21 protein-coding genes and 1 pseudogene are annotated in these 15,903 nt (G+C 58.8%); 9 read left to right on the top strand and 13 right to left on the bottom strand.

What is annotated here, in order from left to right:
- Positions 1-53 precede the first annotated feature (53 nt).
- A pseudogene (locus tag FHL07_RS13520) lies at positions 54-361 on the bottom strand (DUF3565 domain-containing protein).
- On the opposite strand from FHL07_RS13520, the gene FHL07_RS13515 reads away from it, so the two are divergent.
- Complete coding sequence (locus FHL07_RS13515) at positions 360-845, top strand: FKBP-type peptidyl-prolyl cis-trans isomerase (protein ID WP_095001159.1); 486 nt, start codon at positions 360-362, stop codon at positions 843-845. The pseudogene FHL07_RS13520 and the gene FHL07_RS13515 overlap by 2 nt on opposite strands.
- Positions 846-980: 135 nt before the next feature.
- Positions 981-1,463, top strand: a complete 483-nt coding sequence (locus tag FHL07_RS13510; RefSeq protein WP_095001160.1) for a glutathione peroxidase — start codon at positions 981-983, stop codon at positions 1,461-1,463.
- Here FHL07_RS13510 and FHL07_RS13505 read toward each other — a convergent pair.
- Together FHL07_RS13505 and cysZ are read right to left on the bottom strand one after the other, a co-directional pair.
- Positions 1,460-2,650 carry a glycosyltransferase family 4 protein gene (locus FHL07_RS13505; protein WP_232527634.1) on the bottom strand — a complete coding sequence of 397 codons (1,191 nt, stop codon included), beginning with the start codon at positions 2,648-2,650 and terminating at the stop codon, positions 1,460-1,462. The two genes, FHL07_RS13510 and FHL07_RS13505, sit on opposite strands and share 4 nt — an antisense overlap.
- Before the next feature lie 61 nt (positions 2,651-2,711).
- Complete coding sequence (gene cysZ, locus FHL07_RS13500; protein ID WP_095001162.1) at positions 2,712-3,473, bottom strand: sulfate transporter CysZ; 762 nt, start codon at positions 3,471-3,473, stop codon at positions 2,712-2,714.
- 311 nt (positions 3,474-3,784) lie between these two features.
- Between cysZ and trxB the strand changes: the two genes are divergently transcribed.
- On the top strand, positions 3,785-4,747 hold the full coding sequence (gene trxB / locus FHL07_RS13490; protein WP_016781820.1) for a thioredoxin-disulfide reductase: 963 nt from the start codon (positions 3,785-3,787) through the stop codon (positions 4,745-4,747).
- A 152-nt stretch (positions 4,748-4,899) separates the two neighbouring features.
- Here trxB and FHL07_RS13480 read toward each other — a convergent pair whose 3' ends face one another.
- The 6 genes from FHL07_RS13480 to FHL07_RS13455 form a co-directional block, all read right to left on the bottom strand.
- The gene (locus FHL07_RS13480) at positions 4,900-5,241 is read right to left on the bottom strand and encodes a HopJ type III effector protein (protein ID WP_095023070.1); all 342 of its coding nucleotides are present in this window, start codon (positions 5,239-5,241) and stop codon (positions 4,900-4,902) included.
- Positions 5,234-5,530, bottom strand: a complete 297-nt coding sequence (locus FHL07_RS13475) for a DUF1244 domain-containing protein (RefSeq protein ID WP_095023069.1) — start codon at positions 5,528-5,530, stop codon at positions 5,234-5,236. Before FHL07_RS13475 ends, FHL07_RS13480 begins: the two co-directional genes overlap by 8 nt.
- A 14-nt stretch (positions 5,531-5,544) precedes the next feature.
- Positions 5,545-5,931 (bottom strand): dihydroneopterin triphosphate 2'-epimerase, encoded by a 387-nt coding sequence (gene folX / locus FHL07_RS13470; protein ID WP_095001165.1) that lies wholly within the window; start codon positions 5,929-5,931, stop codon positions 5,545-5,547.
- Positions 5,931-6,491 carry a GTP cyclohydrolase I FolE gene (gene folE, locus FHL07_RS13465; RefSeq protein ID WP_095001166.1) on the bottom strand — a complete coding sequence of 187 codons (561 nt, stop codon included), beginning with the start codon at positions 6,489-6,491 and terminating at the stop codon, positions 5,931-5,933. The genes folX and folE overlap by 1 nt, the downstream gene beginning before the upstream one ends.
- Positions 6,492-6,516: 25 nt before the next feature.
- On the bottom strand, positions 6,517-7,227 hold the full coding sequence (folM, locus tag FHL07_RS13460; RefSeq protein WP_095001167.1) for a dihydromonapterin reductase: 711 nt from the start codon (positions 7,225-7,227) through the stop codon (positions 6,517-6,519).
- A gap of 88 nt (positions 7,228-7,315) precedes the next feature.
- Positions 7,316-7,885: an antibiotic biosynthesis monooxygenase gene (locus FHL07_RS13455; protein ID WP_095001168.1), complete on the bottom strand. Its 570-nt coding sequence runs from the start codon at positions 7,883-7,885 to the stop codon at positions 7,316-7,318.
- Between the two features lie 246 nt (positions 7,886-8,131).
- On the opposite strand from FHL07_RS13455, the gene FHL07_RS13450 reads away from it, so the two are divergent.
- Positions 8,132-9,064 (top strand): MerR family transcriptional regulator, encoded by a 933-nt coding sequence (locus FHL07_RS13450; RefSeq protein ID WP_095018231.1) that lies wholly within the window; start codon positions 8,132-8,134, stop codon positions 9,062-9,064.
- Here the strand turns inward: FHL07_RS13450 and FHL07_RS13445 are convergent, their stop codons facing one another.
- On the bottom strand, positions 9,065-9,670 hold the full coding sequence (locus FHL07_RS13445) for a hypothetical protein (RefSeq protein WP_095018230.1): 606 nt from the start codon (positions 9,668-9,670) through the stop codon (positions 9,065-9,067).
- Between the two features lie 58 nt (positions 9,671-9,728).
- Positions 9,729-10,196: a PAS domain-containing protein gene (locus FHL07_RS13440; RefSeq protein ID WP_095001171.1), complete on the bottom strand. Its 468-nt coding sequence runs from the start codon at positions 10,194-10,196 to the stop codon at positions 9,729-9,731.
- Positions 10,197-10,297: 101 nt separating this feature from the next.
- On the opposite strand from FHL07_RS13440, the gene FHL07_RS13435 reads away from it, so the two are divergent.
- On the top strand, positions 10,298-10,753 hold the full coding sequence (locus FHL07_RS13435) for a flavodoxin (protein WP_095001172.1): 456 nt from the start codon (positions 10,298-10,300) through the stop codon (positions 10,751-10,753).
- Here the strand turns inward: FHL07_RS13435 and FHL07_RS13430 are convergent.
- Positions 10,734-11,630: a LysR family transcriptional regulator gene (locus tag FHL07_RS13430; protein WP_095001173.1), complete on the bottom strand. Its 897-nt coding sequence runs from the start codon at positions 11,628-11,630 to the stop codon at positions 10,734-10,736. The genes FHL07_RS13435 and FHL07_RS13430 overlap by 20 nt on opposite strands.
- 99 nt (positions 11,631-11,729) lie before the next feature.
- Here FHL07_RS13430 and FHL07_RS13425 point away from each other — a divergent pair, with 99 nt between their 5' ends.
- The 3 genes from FHL07_RS13425 (at position 11,730) to FHL07_RS13415 (ending at position 13,624) form a co-directional block, all read left to right on the top strand.
- The gene (locus FHL07_RS13425; RefSeq protein ID WP_095001174.1) at positions 11,730-12,116 is read left to right on the top strand and encodes a CidA/LrgA family protein; all 387 of its coding nucleotides are present in this window, start codon (positions 11,730-11,732) and stop codon (positions 12,114-12,116) included.
- The gene (locus FHL07_RS13420) at positions 12,106-12,792 is read left to right on the top strand and encodes an LrgB family protein (RefSeq protein ID WP_095001175.1); all 687 of its coding nucleotides are present in this window, start codon (positions 12,106-12,108) and stop codon (positions 12,790-12,792) included. Before FHL07_RS13425 ends, FHL07_RS13420 begins: the two co-directional genes overlap by 11 nt.
- A 457-nt stretch (positions 12,793-13,249) precedes the next feature.
- Entirely contained in the window at positions 13,250-13,624 is a 375-nt protein-coding gene (locus FHL07_RS13415) for a hypothetical protein (protein WP_138738588.1), read from the top strand.
- 12 nt (positions 13,625-13,636) lie between these two features.
- On the opposite strand, the gene FHL07_RS13410 is transcribed toward FHL07_RS13415, so the two are convergent.
- Entirely contained in the window at positions 13,637-14,431 is a 795-nt protein-coding gene (locus tag FHL07_RS13410; RefSeq protein WP_095001178.1) for an IclR family transcriptional regulator, read from the bottom strand.
- A 164-nt stretch (positions 14,432-14,595) separates the two neighbouring features.
- Between FHL07_RS13410 and hmgA the strand changes: the two genes are divergently transcribed.
- A complete protein-coding gene (hmgA, locus tag FHL07_RS13405) occupies positions 14,596-15,900 on the top strand; it encodes a homogentisate 1,2-dioxygenase (RefSeq protein ID WP_095018226.1) in 1,305 nt (434 codons plus the stop codon).
- Positions 15,901-15,903 lie beyond the last annotated feature (3 nt).

Below are 15,903 nucleotides of genomic sequence, written 5' to 3'. Positions count from 1 at the left end.
TCCTGACGTGGCAGTGCAAGGGCAACACCCTTTAAACGGGGCTTGTGCCTGAATCAATTGCCAAGATTAGCGCTATCCGCCTCTTGAGCACACCAGCCACAGGCAAAGGGCTGGCCTATTTTGGCCTGGCGTTGCCCGGGATCAAGCACCCACGGCCGGGATTGCCAGGGCGGTTGATGGCGCTGGTGCTGTGTGTGGCCACAGGAGAGCACGGTAACCCAGTGCTGCTCCTCATCCTGACGCCAGCCAATGATCGTTGAAGTTTTCAAAATTATCCGTTGGTCTTGGTTGTGTTCGCTTTCGGGCGATTGCTTGGTTAAACTTGCGAACTCATTATTTTTTGCAAAAGGTCTCGCCCCATGACGATCGCCGCTAACAAGGCTGTCTCCATCGACTATACCCTGACCAACGACGCTGGTGAGGTCATCGACAGCTCCGCCGGCGGCGCGCCGCTGGTTTACCTGCAAGGCGCTGGCAACATCATCCCGGGTCTGGAAAAGGCTCTGGTTGGCAAGGCCGTCGGTGACGAGCTGGACGTTACCGTTGAGCCGGAAGACGCGTACGGCGAGTACTCCGCCGAACTGGTCAGCACCTTGAGCAGCAGCATGTTCGAAGGCGTTGACCAACTGGAAGTTGGCATGCAGTTCCACGCTTCGGCGCCGGACGGCCAAATGCAGATCGTGACCATCCGTGACCTGGACGGCGACGACGTGACTGTAGACGGTAACCACCCACTGGCTGGTCAGCGTCTGAACTTCAAGGTCAAGGTTGTGGCTATCCGAGACGCGAGCGAAGAAGAAATCGCTCACGGCCACGTACACGGTGAAGGCGGTCATCAGCACTGACAAGTGCTGCTACGCTCACATGAGAGCTAGCCAGGAAAGGCGCCTACGGGCGCCTTTTTGCATCCTGGATTATGAGGGCAATCGGCAGGCTGAACGATTGTTTGAATGTGGATACGGGAATTTTTGGAGTCCGTCATGAGTGCATTTCACGAACTTACCCTGGACGCGCTGGATGGCAAGCCGCTGCCGCTGGAGACTTTTAAAGGCAAAGTGGTGCTGGTAGTGAATGTCGCCTCCAAGTGCGGTTTGACCCCTCAGTACGCAGCCCTGGAAAACCTCTACCAGCAATTCAAGGGCAAGGGCTTCAGCGTTCTAGGCGTGCCATGCAATCAGTTCGCCGGGCAGGAACCGGGGAGCGAGCAGGATATCCAGGCATTTTGCAGCCTCAACTACGGCGTCACTTTCCCTCTGAGCAGCAAGCTTGAGGTCAACGGGCCTGACCGCCATCAGCTTTATCGGTTGCTGGCAGGCGAGGGCGCCGAATTTGAAGGGGAAATTACCTGGAACTTCGAGAAGTTTCTGGTTGGCAAGGATGGCCGGGTATTGGCGCGTTTCTCACCGCGTACCGCCCCAGACGATGCCACGGTCATTCAGGCCATTGAGAAGTCCCTGGCCTAAGGCTTTTTTACGGTCATCGGAACCGGCACCGGGGCTGCGTATTCGCGGCCCTGGCGAGCCTGCTGCAACTGGTTTTCGAACTGCTCGACAATCCCCGTCCAGCTTTGCCGACTGGCATGGCAGCGGGCATTGAGGCGCAGGGTGCGCAAGGTTTCCGGGTCATCAAGCAGCCAGCAGGCGGCTTCGATCCAGGCGTATTCATCCCCCGGCATGGCCAGTACGCCGTTGTAGCCATGACGAATATGCAAGCCGGCAGCAGCCTCGTCATAGGCCACCACTCCCAGGCCTGAAGCCTGGGCTTCGAGCACCACGTTGCCGAAAGTTTCGCTCAGGCTGGGAAACAAAAACACATCACCGGATGCGTAATGGCACGCTAGCGCTTCGCCAGACTGCTGCCCGCAAAAAATGGCCTCAGGCAACGAGGCTTCCAGTGAGGCACGTTTTGAGCCGTTGCCCACCACGATCAATTTGAAGCGGCGTGCGGGATAACGGGCTTGTAGTTCATCGAAACAGCGCTTGAGTGCGTCCAGATTTTTTTCCGGTGCCAAGCGTCCTACATACAACAGGGCAATATCGTTTTCTCTGAGCCCCCAACTCTGGCGCAAGGCATTCTGACGTTTTGCCGGGCTGAACAGCTGGCTATCGACGCCACGGGGCAGCAGCTCCAGGCGTTCAAAATGCCTGCGCTCAAGCTCGACGCGTTGGCTGGCACTGGGCACCAGGGTCATTGCCGAGCGGTTGTGAAACCCGCGCAGGTAGTGAGTCAGCGCCCGGGTAAACAGGGTCAGGCCATGCTGGCGCAAGTACTGCTGAAAATTGGTATGAAAGCCGGTGACCGCGGTAATGCCGAGGCGTCGGGCAACCCTGAGTGCGCACAGCCCCAGGGGCCCCTCTGTGGCGATATAAACCACGTCAGGGGGGTGCTGGCACCAGCGCCTGGTCAGGCGATGGGTGGAGGTCAGGCCCCATTGCAGGCCGGGATAACCGGGCAGCGGCCAACCGCGGCAGAGCATCAGGTCGTCGCTGCTGCGCTGGTTGCCATCGGCGCTCTGGCGTGGGCGTATCAGTTGCACGCGGTGGTTGCGGGCGCGCAAGCCATCGCACAGGTGGCCAAGGGTATTGGCCACGCCATTGATTTCAGGGGCGAAGGTTTCGGTAACAAGTGCGATATGAAGGGCTGTGGTCATGACCCCAGTGTGCGTTGGGGTCATGACGTCAATGTGTCACGGTGATGATGGAATGATGAAGTCAGCGGCTGCGGTTGGCGGCTGCCAGCGCTTCATCGCCACGCTCGCGCACCCAGAACAGGGTTGCACCGGCAACGGCTGCGGGCATCATCAGGATATTGACCACCGGGATCAGCAGCACCAGATAGACGATGCCGCCAAAACTCATGCTCTGCCAGCGTTTTTCGCGCAGCCAGGCGAGCATCTCGTTCCAGCCCAGCTTGTGGTTGTCGGCCGGGTAGTCGATGTACTGGATGGCCATCATCCAGATCCCGAACAGCAGCCACAGCGGTGCCGCGATCAGGTTGAGCACCGGAATAAACGAGAGGATCAGCAGGGCAATGGCCCGCGGCAGAAAGTAGCCCAGCTTGCGCATTTCACGGGCCAGGGTGCGCGGCACCATGGCGGCCAGTTCGCCCCAGCTGAAAGGTGGCGAATTATCGACCCCGCGCACCACGGCTTCGACCTTCTCCGAGAGAAAACCGTTAAATGGCGCGGCGATGATGTTGGCCAGCATGGTGAAGGTGAAAAACACCATCAACGCCACCAGCACCACGAACAGTGGCCACAACACGTAGTTGAGGAAACCGAGCCAGTTGGGCAGGGTCGGCATCAAGGTATCGACCCAGAGGCTGAACTGATGCCCGGCGAAATAAATCAATCCGACGAACAGCACCAGATTGATCAGTAACGGCAGCAGCACGAACAGGCGCAAGCCTGGGCTGAGGATCAACTTAAGGCCCTCACGCAGGTACTGCGGGCCAGAGAGAACAGGGGCGGGCATAGCGTGCTCCGAACAGTGGAAAACCGGGCGACCTTAGCGGCTTTGTCCGCAGGACGAAAGCCTTGTCGCAGTATCGACAATAACTGTAACAAAGCCGTCTAAAATCGACTTCGACTACATAGAGACCTGCTATGAGCTGGATTGTTAATGCGTATTTCCTTACTCTCTGCGGCCTCTATATGCTTCACCCATATTTTTCAGGATCTGCGCGTTGCAGGCATAGCCTGGGCAGGTTTACGGTTTCTTTTTATTCCAGCCGGTAAAGCGGCGTTCCGACCCGGTTTCAATGCGGGCGGTCATAGGAGTGAGTCATGTCTGAAGTACGTCATTCGCGTGTGATTATTCTGGGTTCCGGCCCTGCCGGTTACAGCGCCGCTGTCTATGCGGCCCGCGCCAACCTCAAACCACTGCTGATCACGGGCATGCAGGCTGGCGGTCAACTGACCACCACCACCGAAGTCGACAACTGGCCCGGTGATGTTCACGGCCTGACCGGCCCGGCCTTGATGGAACGCATGCGTGAGCATGCCGAGCGTTTCGAGACGGAAATCATTTTCGACCACATCAATGAAGTGGACCTGAAAAACCGTCCGTTCACCCTCAAGGGTGACAGCGGTACGTTCACCTGCGACGCACTGATCATCGCTACCGGCGCCAGCGCCCGTTATCTGGGCTTGCCGTCGGAAGAGGCATTCATGGGCAAAGGCGTTTCTGCCTGTGCGACCTGTGACGGTTTCTTCTACCGCAACAAGCCTGTTGCTGTAGTGGGTGGTGGTAACACCGCGGTTGAAGAGGCCCTGTACCTGGCCAATATCGCCAGCAAAGTAACCCTGGTTCACCGTCGCGAAACCTTCCGCGCCGAGAAGATCCTGATCGACAAGCTGCACGCCCGTGTTGCTGAAGGCAAGATCGAACTCAAGCTGAATGCGACCCTGGACGAAGTGCTGGGCGACAACATGGGTGTGACCGGTGCCCGCCTGAAGAACAACGACGGCAGCTTTGACGAGCTGAAAGTCGATGGCGTATTTATCGCCATCGGCCACACACCGAACACTTCGTTGTTCGAAGGCCAGCTTGAGCTTAAAGACGGCTACATGGTTGTGCAGGGCGGCCGTGAAGGCAACGCTACTGCGACCAGCGTTGAAGGCGTGTTTGCTGCGGGCGACGTGGCGGACCACGTTTATCGTCAGGCCATCACCTCGGCTGGCGCCGGTTGCATGGCAGCGCTGGACACCGAGCGCTACCTGGACGGCCTGCAGAACGCCCAGTTCTGATAGCCTGCCTCAACAAAAAAACCGGCCTTGGCCGGTTTTTTTGTGTCTGCCCTGTGGGAGCGGGCTTGCTCGCGATGGGATCGCAGCGGTGTAACTGAAAAAAATCGGCGCCTGCATCGCGAGCAAGCCCGCTCCCACGATGAGTTGCAGTATTACACCTTGCGCGTAAGCGGCTGGGCTTCGAACTTGACCCCGGCCAGGCCGTGGGCAATCAGTGCGCGAATGTTGCTGTGGTCTGTGCCTTCAGGCGTGGCCAGTACCGAGCGGTAGTGTTCGCCGAAAGCCAGCAGGGTTTCCTGGTCGCTCAAACCTTCCAGCAGGGCCAGGCCCAGGGTCTTGCACGAACCTTCATTTTGCCCTGCAGCGTTTTCCACACCGCCGTTGATGAAGCTCTGAGGCTGGTAATCGTAGTGCGCGCCAATAAACGCCAGGGTATCGGCAAAAACGTGCTCGCCGCTGTTGAGGCTGGCGCGCAGGGTGTTCAAATCAGTCATGCTTTTTTCCTTGGGTGAACGCCGCCGTCTGTTCGGCGCTGGCTTCTTTCTGGTACTGGGCTTTCCACTCGGCATACGGCATGCCGTAGACCACTTGGCGTGCATCATCGAGGCTGATGGCGATCTGGCGCTCGTCTGCTGCGGCCTTGTACCACTTGGACAGGCAATTGCGGCAAAAACCCGAGAGGTTCATCAGGTCTATGTTTTGCACGTCCTTGCGGCTGTCCAGGTGCGCGACAAGGCGGCGAAAGGCGGCTGCCTCCAGTTCAAGCTGTTCTTGAGGTGTCATGGGGTTCACCGGGGTTATGAGGTTGCAGTCTGACGGCTCGCCGCCAGTGTAATCGACACCGATTCGGCAAAGCGCAGCGCGTGCGGTTTGTCGACTTCGACTTCGGCATACAGTACCGCGTCGTTGGCCATCACCAGATCCAGCAACTCCTGGGTCAGGCGCTCAAGCAGGGCGAAGCGGTTCTCTTCGACATGCTGGATCACGGCCTTGGTGATGGTGCGGTAATTGAGCGCGTGGTCGATATCGTTATCGCGCACCGCCTCCTGCGCCGCGTAGAGGATGGTGAGGTTGATCAACACATCCTGCTTGTTGAGGATTTCTTCCTCATTGATGCCGATATAGGTACGCAGGCACAAGTCCTTGACGCGAATACGGGCCATTCCTGGCTGAAGTTGTGGCATTACGACTTGCTCCGTCCAATCAGTTGCAAGAACTCCATGCGGGTGCTCGGTTCGCGGAAGGCGCCGAGCATGACCGAGGTGTTCATGGTCGAATTCTGTTTTTCTACGCCGCGCATCATCATGCACATATGCTGGGCTTCGATCACCACGGCCACACCGGCAGCCTGGGTGACGCTTTCGATGGCGTCCGCGATTTCCCGGGTGAGGTTTTCCTGGATCTGCAGGCGCCGGGCAAACATGTCGACAATGCGGGCGATTTTCGACAGCCCCAGTACCTTGCCCGTCGGTATATAGGCCACATGGGCCTTGCCGATAAAGGGCAGCAGGTGATGCTCGCACAATGAGTACAGCTCGATATTGGCCACGATCACCATTTCGTCACTGTCAGAGGCGAAGAGGGCGCCGTTGACGATTTTCTCCACGCTCTGCTCGTAGCCATGACACAGGTATTGCATGGCTTTGGCGGCGCGTTTGGGGGTGTCGAGCAGGCCTTCGCGCTCAGGGTCTTCGCCTAAACCAATAAGAATCTCGCGGTAATGCTCAGGCAGTGATGCGCTCATCTAAGTACTTCCTCGCGGGGCGGCATTATTTTAAATGCCGGCCGCCGTTGACGGTCAGGGTGGTGCCGGTCACATACGGGTTGTCCAGCAGATAGCGCAGGCTGCGGTAAATCACCTCGGCGCCGGGCTCGATGCCCAGCACGGATTTGGCCAGCGCTTGGGTGCGGTACGCCGCATCGTCGTCGGGGTTGAACATCAGCAAGGCCGGGGCGATACCGTTGACTTTGATCTGTGGCGCCAGTTTAGCCGCGAATGACAGGGTCAGGCTGTCGAGCCCGGCTTTGGTTGCGCAATAGGCCATATGCTTGCTGCTGCCCTTGCGTGTTACATCATCGCTGATATGCACAATATCTGCAGGGTTCGAGCGTTTGAGCAGCTCGCTGCAATGCAGGTTGATCAGATATGGCGCGAGCATATGCACGCTGAACATGTGCAAAAAGGCGCTGGTTTCTGTCTGTGGGGTTTCTTCCAGCCAGGCCGAGGCGTTGTGGACAATCGCCCGCAAGCTGTCGGTGTGTATTTTCAGCCGTTCGATAAAATCGAGAATGCCGGCTTCGGTCGAAAAGTCGGCAAACAGCGCAATGGCACCCAGGTCGCGGAGAATTTGCACGCCGGGTTTTTCACTGCGATAGGTGAAAATCACCGGATAGCCGTCGGCCAGCAGCTGCTGCGCACAATGCAGGCCAACGCGCTGGCCTGCGCCAGTGATCAGAATCGGTGCGGTAGAAGTGGGCATGACGTACTCGGTGCACAAAAGCCGGAAACAGTCGCGGCGCATTGGCAAAACTATACCAGTGTCCGCGACCTGACGGCCAAGCCCGAGATTAGTGGCGCGGTGTCGCGATAGCGCTGCGCAGGGGTTTGCCTGGGGTGCTGTGCAGCCAACCTGCCAGCAAGTGGGTAGAGAGTGGAATAAACAGGTAAACCATCAGCGGCGTCAGGGCCAGGGTACTGACCAGTACCCGTGGCAACAGGGCTAACTCGCCGAGCAAGGGGGCGCATACAAAGTTGAACAGGAGTGAGACCGGGAAGAACGCCAGCCAGATGGCGACTGCCTGCTTCCAGCGGGGCGGTCTTTGCCCGGTATTGCCGAACCAGCCGTCGATGCCGCTGACCCGGTGCTCGGAAGGGTTGGCGAACAGGTCGCTGCCACGCAGCAACCAGGCCTTACGCGAGACGGAGTGCTCCCAGGCATGCAAGGTGGATTCGTCGGCAAAGCGGAAGATGATTTGAAATTCGTCGTCGCCCGGTGGCGGCGCCAGAACGCCCGAGCCCAGGTAGCCGGCAAAGTCCGTGGCCAGCTGTTCGCCTTCGTGCAGCCAGGCGATCAGTTCCTGGTAGCGGCCTTTGGCGACACGGCGCGCAACCATCAATGTGACAGGGGAGGTAGACATTGTGTATCTCCATGAGGCTGATGCTGCCCGGGTAGGGCAATCACAAAACACGGCGCCGGGGTGGTGGGCCATGTCCGTAAAAACAAGCAAGGATTGTTCCTGAATACACACAGCGCCGTTTGTGGGAGCGGGCATCACCGCGCTCACCTGACAGACCGCGTGGCCTGCACCGCGAGCAAGCCCGCTCCCACAGGGTCTGGATTGACGGGTAGAATCCAGTCACCCTTTCTGATTGTTGCCCTGCCGATGCCTGTGATTACTGAACTCGAGCCCATTGCCCAGGCTGATGATTGCCAGGGTCTGTATCCGATCCGGGAAGTGGCCAGGCTGACGGGAATCAACCCGGTAACCCTGCGTGCCTGGGAGCGCCGCTATGGGTTGATCGAACCAAAACGCACCGAAAGTGGGCATCGTCTGTATTCCGTGAGCGATATTGGAACGATTCGTCAGGTCATGGGCTGGCTTGAGCGTGGGGTTTCTGTCAGCAAAGTCGCGCAATTGCTAGCAAGCAACAGTTCCGTCGATGTCCCGGCACCCGCCAGCAGTGAGTACCGCGACTGGCAAACCCGTATTGGCAGCGCCCTCACGGACTTTAACGAACCCGAATTGGAGCGTCTTTACGGGCAGATTTTCTCCAGCTACCCGATTGACGTTGTGTTTCAGGGGATTTTCCTGCCGCTGTGGCAGCAACTGCTTGGGACCCGGGATACTTTTGGCCGTACCAGTGAATGGCTGCTGCTGGACGGCTTCTTGCGCGGTCGGGTACAGCATCGCCTTCAATTGCAGGCCGCTGTTGCCCGCCCGTGCGTGCTGGTGGTGGCGATGCCTGAGTTGTGCCGCGAGCTGGAGTTGCTGGTGGCGGGCTTGCTGCTGACCCGTAATGACCGCGTGGTCAGGGTTGTGGCCATAGGTCAGCCATTGGAAGAGTTGTCACTGGTTTGCCAGAAGCTGGAGCCCCGGGCCGTTGTGCTGTTTGCCAACCATGCATTGAACACGGTCCACCAGCGCAGGCTGACACGCCTGGCACAGACCCTGAATTGCTCGGTGTCGTTGGCAGGTGAGGCCTCGGATGTGGTTCAGGAGGCTTTGGCGAACTCATCCATCGCTTGCCTGGGGAGTGTGTCACGCCTGATCAATCAACGTCTGGATGCTGAACTCAAGGCAACGCCGGGGGGTTGATCAGACGTGCAGGCCCGGGTGCGCCAGGCGGTGTTGTTGCAGGATGTACTGGCGCAGATGCTCGGTTTCGCCCTTGTCGCTCTGGCTTAGGCGGTAGGCATAAAGGCCCGTTTCCGTTTTGCGCTCCAGGGTGCCGCGCAGGTTGATCCGCTCATATCCATCGGGGCTGAACCACTGTGCAAACTGGCGTGGCGGCTGGCTGTCGTGACGCATTTCAATCAGCACGCCTTTGAATGACAGTTCGGTTACCCACAGATGACCTGCCTTGCCGCGGATATTTTCCAGCGGCACCGGCTCGGCCAGTGACAGGCGCCAGGGGCGCGCCTTTGGCCCGTCTTCGAAGATGCTCGGGGCGCCGAGTTGCAGATGCTGGGCATGGAATTCGTCTTCAACCAGGCGCAGCGGAAAACTCATTTGCTGATTGGCAATTTGTGCCTGGATGGTGACCTGTTCATGGGCGGCAAGGCGTGTCAGCAAATCGCGGATTTGCGACATCCCGTTGACCATCAGGCTCGACGAAGCATCCCGTTTATTCAACAGCGGGTTTTGGTGCATCGTTTGGATGAAATCCAGTTCGTCCTGAGTCAAAAGGGCATCGTGCGACATGGATAAAGCTCGAAAAGGTGTCTGAAAAATCGTCACAGCGACTATCAGACCGTAATTTCTACGTTTTGTTTAATCCGCTCGTCGCTTTGAGCGCCTGCAGTTCAGCCTGAACCGAGGCCAGTCGGGCTTCGAGCTGGGCGACCCGCTGCTGGGCCTTTACCTGCAAGGTGACGTCTTTTTGCACGCCAATAAAGTATGTCAGCTTGTCGTTTTCGTTAAACACCGGCGTGATCGACAGTTCATTCCAGAAGTGCGTGCCGTCCTTGCGATAGTTGCGCAGGATCTGGCGGGTGGGCTGACCGCTGGCAATCGCCTCGCGGATCAATTGCAGGCCCTGCTGGTCACGGTCGCCAGCCTGCAAGAAGCGGCAGTCCTGATAGAGGATGTCGTCGCGGCTGTAGCCGGTGAGGGTTTCAAAGGCGTTGTTTGCATAAATCAGGATGTTGTCTTCACCTTCTTGTTCGGCAACGACAATGCCGTCCTGGGACGCGTCCACCATGCGTTGTAATAAACGGGCGTTGATCATTGAGTGGTTCTCCAGAGAGGCATACAGATGGGCGCATGGTAAGGCATCGCTGCCAGACCTGTTAATATCCCAGGCTTTTAGTCAGCTACAGGATCAGATTGATGAAAGTCGCCATCCTTTCCGGCTCGGTGTACGGCACCGCTGAAGAAGTCGCCCGCAATGCGAAACAACTGCTGACCGATGCCGGTTTTGAGGTTTTGCTCAATACCCGCGCCACTTTGGCCGATCTCCAGGCGTTTGCTCCCGAAGCGCTGCTGGCGGTGACCTCGACCACGGGCATGGGCGAGCTGCCGGACAATCTCGTGCCGCTGTACAGCGCCATCCGTGACCAGTTGCCAGGCGCCTGGCGCGGGCTGCCTGGGGCAGTGATTGCCCTGGGTGATGAAAGTTACGGTGACACGTTTTGTGGCGGTGGTGAGCAAATGCGCGAACTGTTTGCCGAGCTTGGCGTGCGTGAAGTGCTGCCGATGCTGCGTTTGGACTCCAGCGTCACGGTGACTCCGGAGGAAGACTCCGAGCCGTGGATTGCAGAACTGATCAAAACACTGAAGCCGTAACCGGGCGTTCACGCAGCAGCTCAAGCCAGGCCTGGGCTGCCCGTGACAGATACGCGCCATCACGCCAGATAAACGCGATATCCCAGCGCAAGTCATCCGGTGCGAGCAGTTTGAGCCGCACCACCCCGGGGCGCACCAGCCCACGGGCGACCACACTGGGCAGCAACACTACGCCCTGGCCTGCAGCCACCAATGCCACCAGAAAATCCGCCTGGCCACTGCGCCCGCCTTCGTTGGGGGTAAAGCCTGACTGCTGGCAGGCTTTGAGCACCCGGTCGTTGAGCACAAAGCTGCGCTGGTAGAGCAAAAAGGGCGTATCAGCCAATTGCTCAAGTCTTACGCCGGGCCCCTCGGCCAGTGGATGATCGGCCGGGAGCAGAACATCCAGCGGCTCGTCACAAAACGGCTGATAAGCAAACGCGGGATTATTCGGGGTCAGGCTGCCGCCCAGCTCCAGTTCGCCGCTCAAAACGGCCTGTTCGATATTCAAGCTGCCTTCTTCGAGCAACTGCACCCGGATATTCGGGTAGCGTCGACGGTATTCGGCAAACAGCCCGGCAAACAGGGTGTTGCTGCCCAGCAGCGGCAGGCCCACCCGCAGTTCCCCCCGGGTCATCTGGCTCAAGTCGTCCAGCTCGCTCAACAACTCCCGATGCAAGCGCAGCATGCCTTCGGCCCGCTGCAACACCACATTGCCCGCTGCCGTCAGCCGCACCTGAGAACCCAGGCGGTCGAACAGCGGTGTACCGAGGCTGTGCTCGAGCTGCGCCACTTGTTTGCTCACCGCTGACTGGCTGATATGCAAGCTGTGGGAGGCGGGGGTAAAACCGCCCTGGCGGGCGACTTCGACAAAGGTGCGCAGGTGTTTGAATTCCATTGGCATGATTCCATTTTGGAATGGCTACAAGTCTGACAATTCGTTTCCGGGATGTTAGCAGGCTCTTTAAACTGGAAACCTGTCTGAAATGGAAACAACATGAAACGCTTCGATGTAAAACGCCTGGGTCGGTTGGTCAGTGAACTGGCCGTTTTGTTGGCGCTGTATTTTCTGGGCTGCCAGCTGGCAACCTGGGGGCACTTGCCGATCCCGGGCGGGGTGGTGGGCATGGCGCTGCTGTTGCTGGCGTTTGCCCTGGGCTGGGTCAGACCGGCGACCCTGCAATTGGGGGCCGGTGTGTTGATGGCCGAAATGCTGTTGTTTTTCATCCCTGCACTCATGAGCCTGCTTGATTACGGTGTAATCGTGCGTGATGAAGGTTGGCGCATCCTGTTGGTCATTGGCGTGAGTACCTTGCTGGTGATGGTGGTGACGGCGTTTACGGTGGAAGCGGTGTGCCGCTGGAGGATGCGTCATGAAGTTTGAACTGATGCCCATGTTCTGGCTGCTGTTCACGCTGTTGACCTACGCCTTCAGCCGCTGGCTGTACCGGCGTACCGGGCGATACCTGTTGTCTCCGCTGATCCTGGTACCGGCCTTGCTGCTAGCCGTGGCCGTGCCGTTGCACACTGCCTATGCTGAATACTCAAGCAATACCCACTGGCTGATGCTGGTTCTGGGGCCGGTAACGGTGGCCTTTGCCGTACCGATCTGGCAGCAACGCAAGTTGCTGGCCCGTCACTGGGTGGCGTTGCTGCTGGGGATGCTGGCGGGCAGCGCGGCGTCCATTGGCAGTTCGTTCTGGCTGGCCCGGGCGCTGGCGCTGGACACCTCATTGACCATGTCGCTGGTGCCGCGCTCCATCACCACACCGTTTGCCATGCCGCTGGCACAGGATCTGGGTGGCGTACCTGAGCTCACGGCGGTGTTTGTAATGTTCACCGGTGTGTTTGGCGCGTTGCTGGGCGGTATTTTGCTCAAGTGGCTGCCGCTGCGCAGCAGTCTGGCCCGGGGCGCCCTGTTTGGTATCGGCGCTCATGGCGCAGGGGTCAGCCGTGCCCGCGAAGTGGGCAGTGAGGAAGGCTCGGTAGCAGGGCTGGTGATGGTGCTGACCGGCATCCTTAACCTGTTTGCCGCGCCGTTGCTGGCGATGGTGTTCTAGTTCTTAAACCCGCCACATACCCCGTGGGAGCGGGCTTGCTCGCGATTGACTCAACTCGGTCTGACTGGAAAACCGTGTCGATGCCATCGCGAGCAAGCCCGCTCCCACAGATTTTTTCGGGCACCATAAAAAAGGCCGCTGTAAAACAGCGGCCAAGGAAGACGTTCATCAAGGAGCTACAAATCAACGTCAGGGTAAATCGGGGAGAGCAGAGTCGATGCGACTCGATGCGTGTCCGTGTTGCGAAGTCCGGCAAGCTTAAGGGCTGGCCCGCAGCGGAGTAAGCCCGGTTTGGGACAATCTGTATTACAGCTACGGCAACAGTCCTTGTGCGGTAACTATGTGCCGCACACCTGCTGTCGTCCCGGTGTTGAATGAGCCTTCACACGGACTCTCCAGGTCGACTTGAACCGTGCACGACGCCGGATGGGCCTGGAGCACTGACAGGAGGTTCACCATGACCCGTAATGAAAAACCCGCATCGCCGATCAACAGCTTCAGCCTCAAACCCAGCGCAGAAGTGATCGAGCGTGTGCGCTCGTTTCTTGACGAGCGACTCCAGCCCCAGGGCCTGGATTGCAGAAGCCTCTATCTCAATACGGTGAATAACATCGTTGACCAGACCCTGACGTACAGTCAGAGCCTGCTCGGCCTGGGTGTGGATACGCTGGAGTGGGGCGCTGTGCAGGCCCATGATGACTGGGAATCGGGGGTGTTTTCCCGGTCCTGGACATTCGATGACAGCCTGCGAGTAGATCAACCGTCCATGGCCGACATCGAGCAGATGATGAAAGACCTGCTCGATGAGGCCAAATACGAGTGGATGGTCTAAAACAATGAGCTGTCAGGCTGGCTGATAACCCATCCGCCAACTGATGGCCTGGCTCGCGGCCAACAAGCGTTTGGCTGCGGGCCCGTTTTCATCGGCGTGGAACAGGGAGGTGGGACCAACCACTGTCAGTACGGCCGCCACCTGACCGGTCGCATTGAACACCGGGGCCGACAAGGCATCGACGCCAGGCATCAGCAAGCCATGGACGAAGTGCAGGCCGCGCTGGCGGATTTGACTGCAAAGTGCGACGTAGGCTGCAGGTGTTTGCAGCGGATGCACCTGATCAGTCTTGAACTCCAGTTCGCGCAAGTCGGCGGTTTCGCGATCCGGTAAAAAAGCGTTGAACACCAGCCCCGTGGATGAGCTCAGCAATGGCAATACCGAGCCCAGCTGGGTCACCACCGTGACCGCCCGCACCGCCGGCTCGATATGCACCACGGTCGCGCCCTGGTTACCCCACACCGCCAAAAAGCAGGTTTCGTTCAAGTCGTCGCGCAGTTCGGCCAGGGGCAGGCTGGCGACCTTGAGCACATCCATGCTGTTGAGCGCAGCCAGTCCCACACGCAACGCCTCGCGCCCCAAACCGTAATGATTGGTGGCGACATTTTGCTCGGCAAACCCGCTGGCAATCAGTGCCTGTAAATAGCGATGCACCTTGCTCGCGGGCATTTGCACGTGTTCGGCCAGGCGCGACAGCGATGTGGAGGGTGAGAGCTCGGCCAGCGCCTTGAGGATGTCAGTGCCGACCTCGGCCGAACGCACTTTTTGCTTGCCGGTGCTGTCGTTGCTGCTGCGGGGCTTTTCCATGGAAGTGTTTATATCTCGGGACGAATGGGCGTCTTTATAGCTTGACGCTTGGTACCAATCAAATTACGTTATGCGTAATTGAATTACGATAAAAATAACGCAGCGACGCGCAAATGCCTTCAGCGCAGGGCGCAGTCATCTGCCTTCTCCATGCTGGAGGCTCCATGAACGTCGATTCGCCTTTGTCAGGTCTTGGCTATCTGTCCGGGTTTGGCAACGAATTCAGCAGCGAAGCATTGCCCGGCGCCCTGCCGGTGGGTCAGAACTCCCCGCAAAAAGCCCCCTACGGTCTGTACGCCGAATTGTTTTCCGGAACTGCGTTCACCATGGTGCGCAGCGAGGCGCGGCGTACGTGGATGTACCGCATCCAGCCGTCAGCCAACCATCCGGCGTTCGTCAAACTGGAGCGGCAACTGGCTGGTGGCCCGTTGGGCCCGGTGACGCCGAATCGCTTGCGCTGGAACCCGCTGCCGATTCCTGCCGAGGCTACGGACTTTATCGACGGCCTGGTGGGCATGGTGGCCAATGGCGGGTCGGATAAACCCTCGGGCATCAGCATTTACCATTACTGCGCCAATACTTCGATGCAGCGGGTGTTTTTCAATGCCGACGGCGAAATGTTGCTGGTTCCCGAGTCGGGGCGTTTGCGCATTTGTACCGAACTGGGGCGTCTGGATCTGCAGCCTCTGGAGATCGCGGTCATCCCTCGCGGTCTCAAGTTTCGTGTCGAGTTGCTTGACCCGCAGGCCCGCGGCTATGTTGCCGAGAACCATGGTGCACCGCTGCGCCTGCCTGATCTGGGGCCGATTGGCAGTAATGGCCTGGCCAACCCTCGCGACTTTCTGACTCCGCTCGCCCACTACGAAGACGGTGCGCTCCCTACGCAACTGGTGCAAAAATTTCTTGGTGAGTTGTGGGGCTGCGAGCTGGATCATTCGCCGCTCAACGTAGTGGCCTGGCATGGCAACAACGTGCCGTACAAATACGATCTGCGCCGCTTCAACACCATCGGCACTGTCAGCTTCGATCATCCCGATCCATCGATTTTTACTGTTTTGACTTCGCCTACCAGCGTACCGGGACTGGCCAACCTCGATTTCGTGATTTTCCCGCCGCGCTGGATGGTGGCTGAAAACACTTTCCGGCCACCCTGGTTCCACCGCAACCTGATGAACGAATTCATGGGCCTGATCCAGGGCAGTTACGATGCCAAGGCCGAAGGCTTCCTGCCCGGCGGTGCATCGCTGCACAGCTGCATGAGCGCCCACGGGCCGGACGGCGAAACCTGTACCAAAGCCATTGCGGCCGAGCTGCAACCCAGCAAGATCGAAAACACCATGGCCTTTATGTTCGAAACCAGCCAGGTGTTGCGCCCCAGCCGGTTCGCCCTGGAGTGCCCGCAGCTGCAATCGAACTACGACGCTTGCTGGGCCACGCTGCCCGTGACCTTCACCCCGAACCGGAGATAACCC

It is taken from the genome of Pseudomonas sp. FSL W7-0098 (genome assembly GCF_005930585.1).
GTDB lineage: Bacteria > Pseudomonadota > Gammaproteobacteria > Pseudomonadales > Pseudomonadaceae > Aquipseudomonas > Aquipseudomonas bubulae.
This window is presented reverse-complemented; position numbering and strand designations above follow the sequence as displayed.

Excerpts from the sequence above, each read along its gene's own strand:
- FHL07_RS13480 (WP_095023070.1), bottom strand. The coding sequence starts at position 5,241 with ATGACTGATTTGAACACCCTGCGCGCCAGCCTCAACAGCGGCGAGCAC.
- folX (WP_095001165.1), bottom strand. The coding sequence starts at position 5,931 with ATGCCACAACTTCAGCCAGGAATGGCCCGTATTCGCGTCAAGGACTTG.
- folE (WP_095001166.1), bottom strand. The coding sequence starts at position 6,491 with ATGAGCGCATCACTGCCTGAGCATTACCGCGAGATTCTTATTGGTTTA.
- FHL07_RS13435 (WP_095001172.1), top strand. The coding sequence starts at position 10,298 with ATGAAAGTCGCCATCCTTTCCGGCTCGGTGTACGGCACCGCTGAAGAA.
- cysZ (WP_095001162.1), bottom strand. The coding sequence starts at position 3,473 with ATGCCCGCCCCTGTTCTCTCTGGCCCGCAGTACCTGCGTGAGGGCCTT.
- FHL07_RS13425 (WP_095001174.1), top strand. The coding sequence starts at position 11,730 with ATGAAACGCTTCGATGTAAAACGCCTGGGTCGGTTGGTCAGTGAACTG.
- FHL07_RS13410 (WP_095001178.1), bottom strand. The coding sequence starts at position 14,431 with ATGGAAAAGCCCCGCAGCAGCAACGACAGCACCGGCAAGCAAAAAGTG.
- trxB (WP_016781820.1), top strand. The coding sequence starts at position 3,785 with ATGTCTGAAGTACGTCATTCGCGTGTGATTATTCTGGGTTCCGGCCCT.
- FHL07_RS13440 (WP_095001171.1), bottom strand. The coding sequence starts at position 10,196 with ATGATCAACGCCCGTTTATTACAACGCATGGTGGACGCGTCCCAGGAC.
- FHL07_RS13505 (WP_232527634.1), bottom strand. The coding sequence starts at position 2,650 with ATGACCACAGCCCTTCATATCGCACTTGTTACCGAAACCTTCGCCCCT.
- FHL07_RS13420 (WP_095001175.1), top strand. The coding sequence starts at position 12,106 with ATGAAGTTTGAACTGATGCCCATGTTCTGGCTGCTGTTCACGCTGTTG.
- FHL07_RS13450 (WP_095018231.1), top strand. The coding sequence starts at position 8,132 with ATGCCTGTGATTACTGAACTCGAGCCCATTGCCCAGGCTGATGATTGC.
- FHL07_RS13430 (WP_095001173.1), bottom strand. The coding sequence starts at position 11,630 with ATGGAATTCAAACACCTGCGCACCTTTGTCGAAGTCGCCCGCCAGGGC.
- FHL07_RS13445 (WP_095018230.1), bottom strand. The coding sequence starts at position 9,670 with ATGTCGCACGATGCCCTTTTGACTCAGGACGAACTGGATTTCATCCAA.
- hmgA (WP_095018226.1), top strand. The coding sequence starts at position 14,596 with ATGAACGTCGATTCGCCTTTGTCAGGTCTTGGCTATCTGTCCGGGTTT.
- folM (WP_095001167.1), bottom strand. The coding sequence starts at position 7,227 with ATGCCCACTTCTACCGCACCGATTCTGATCACTGGCGCAGGCCAGCGC.
- FHL07_RS13475 (WP_095023069.1), bottom strand. The coding sequence starts at position 5,530 with ATGACACCTCAAGAACAGCTTGAACTGGAGGCAGCCGCCTTTCGCCGC.
- FHL07_RS13515 (WP_095001159.1), top strand. The coding sequence starts at position 360 with ATGACGATCGCCGCTAACAAGGCTGTCTCCATCGACTATACCCTGACC.
- FHL07_RS13415 (WP_138738588.1), top strand. The coding sequence starts at position 13,250 with ATGACCCGTAATGAAAAACCCGCATCGCCGATCAACAGCTTCAGCCTC.
- FHL07_RS13510 (WP_095001160.1), top strand. The coding sequence starts at position 981 with ATGAGTGCATTTCACGAACTTACCCTGGACGCGCTGGATGGCAAGCCG.
- FHL07_RS13455 (WP_095001168.1), bottom strand. The coding sequence starts at position 7,885 with ATGTCTACCTCCCCTGTCACATTGATGGTTGCGCGCCGTGTCGCCAAA.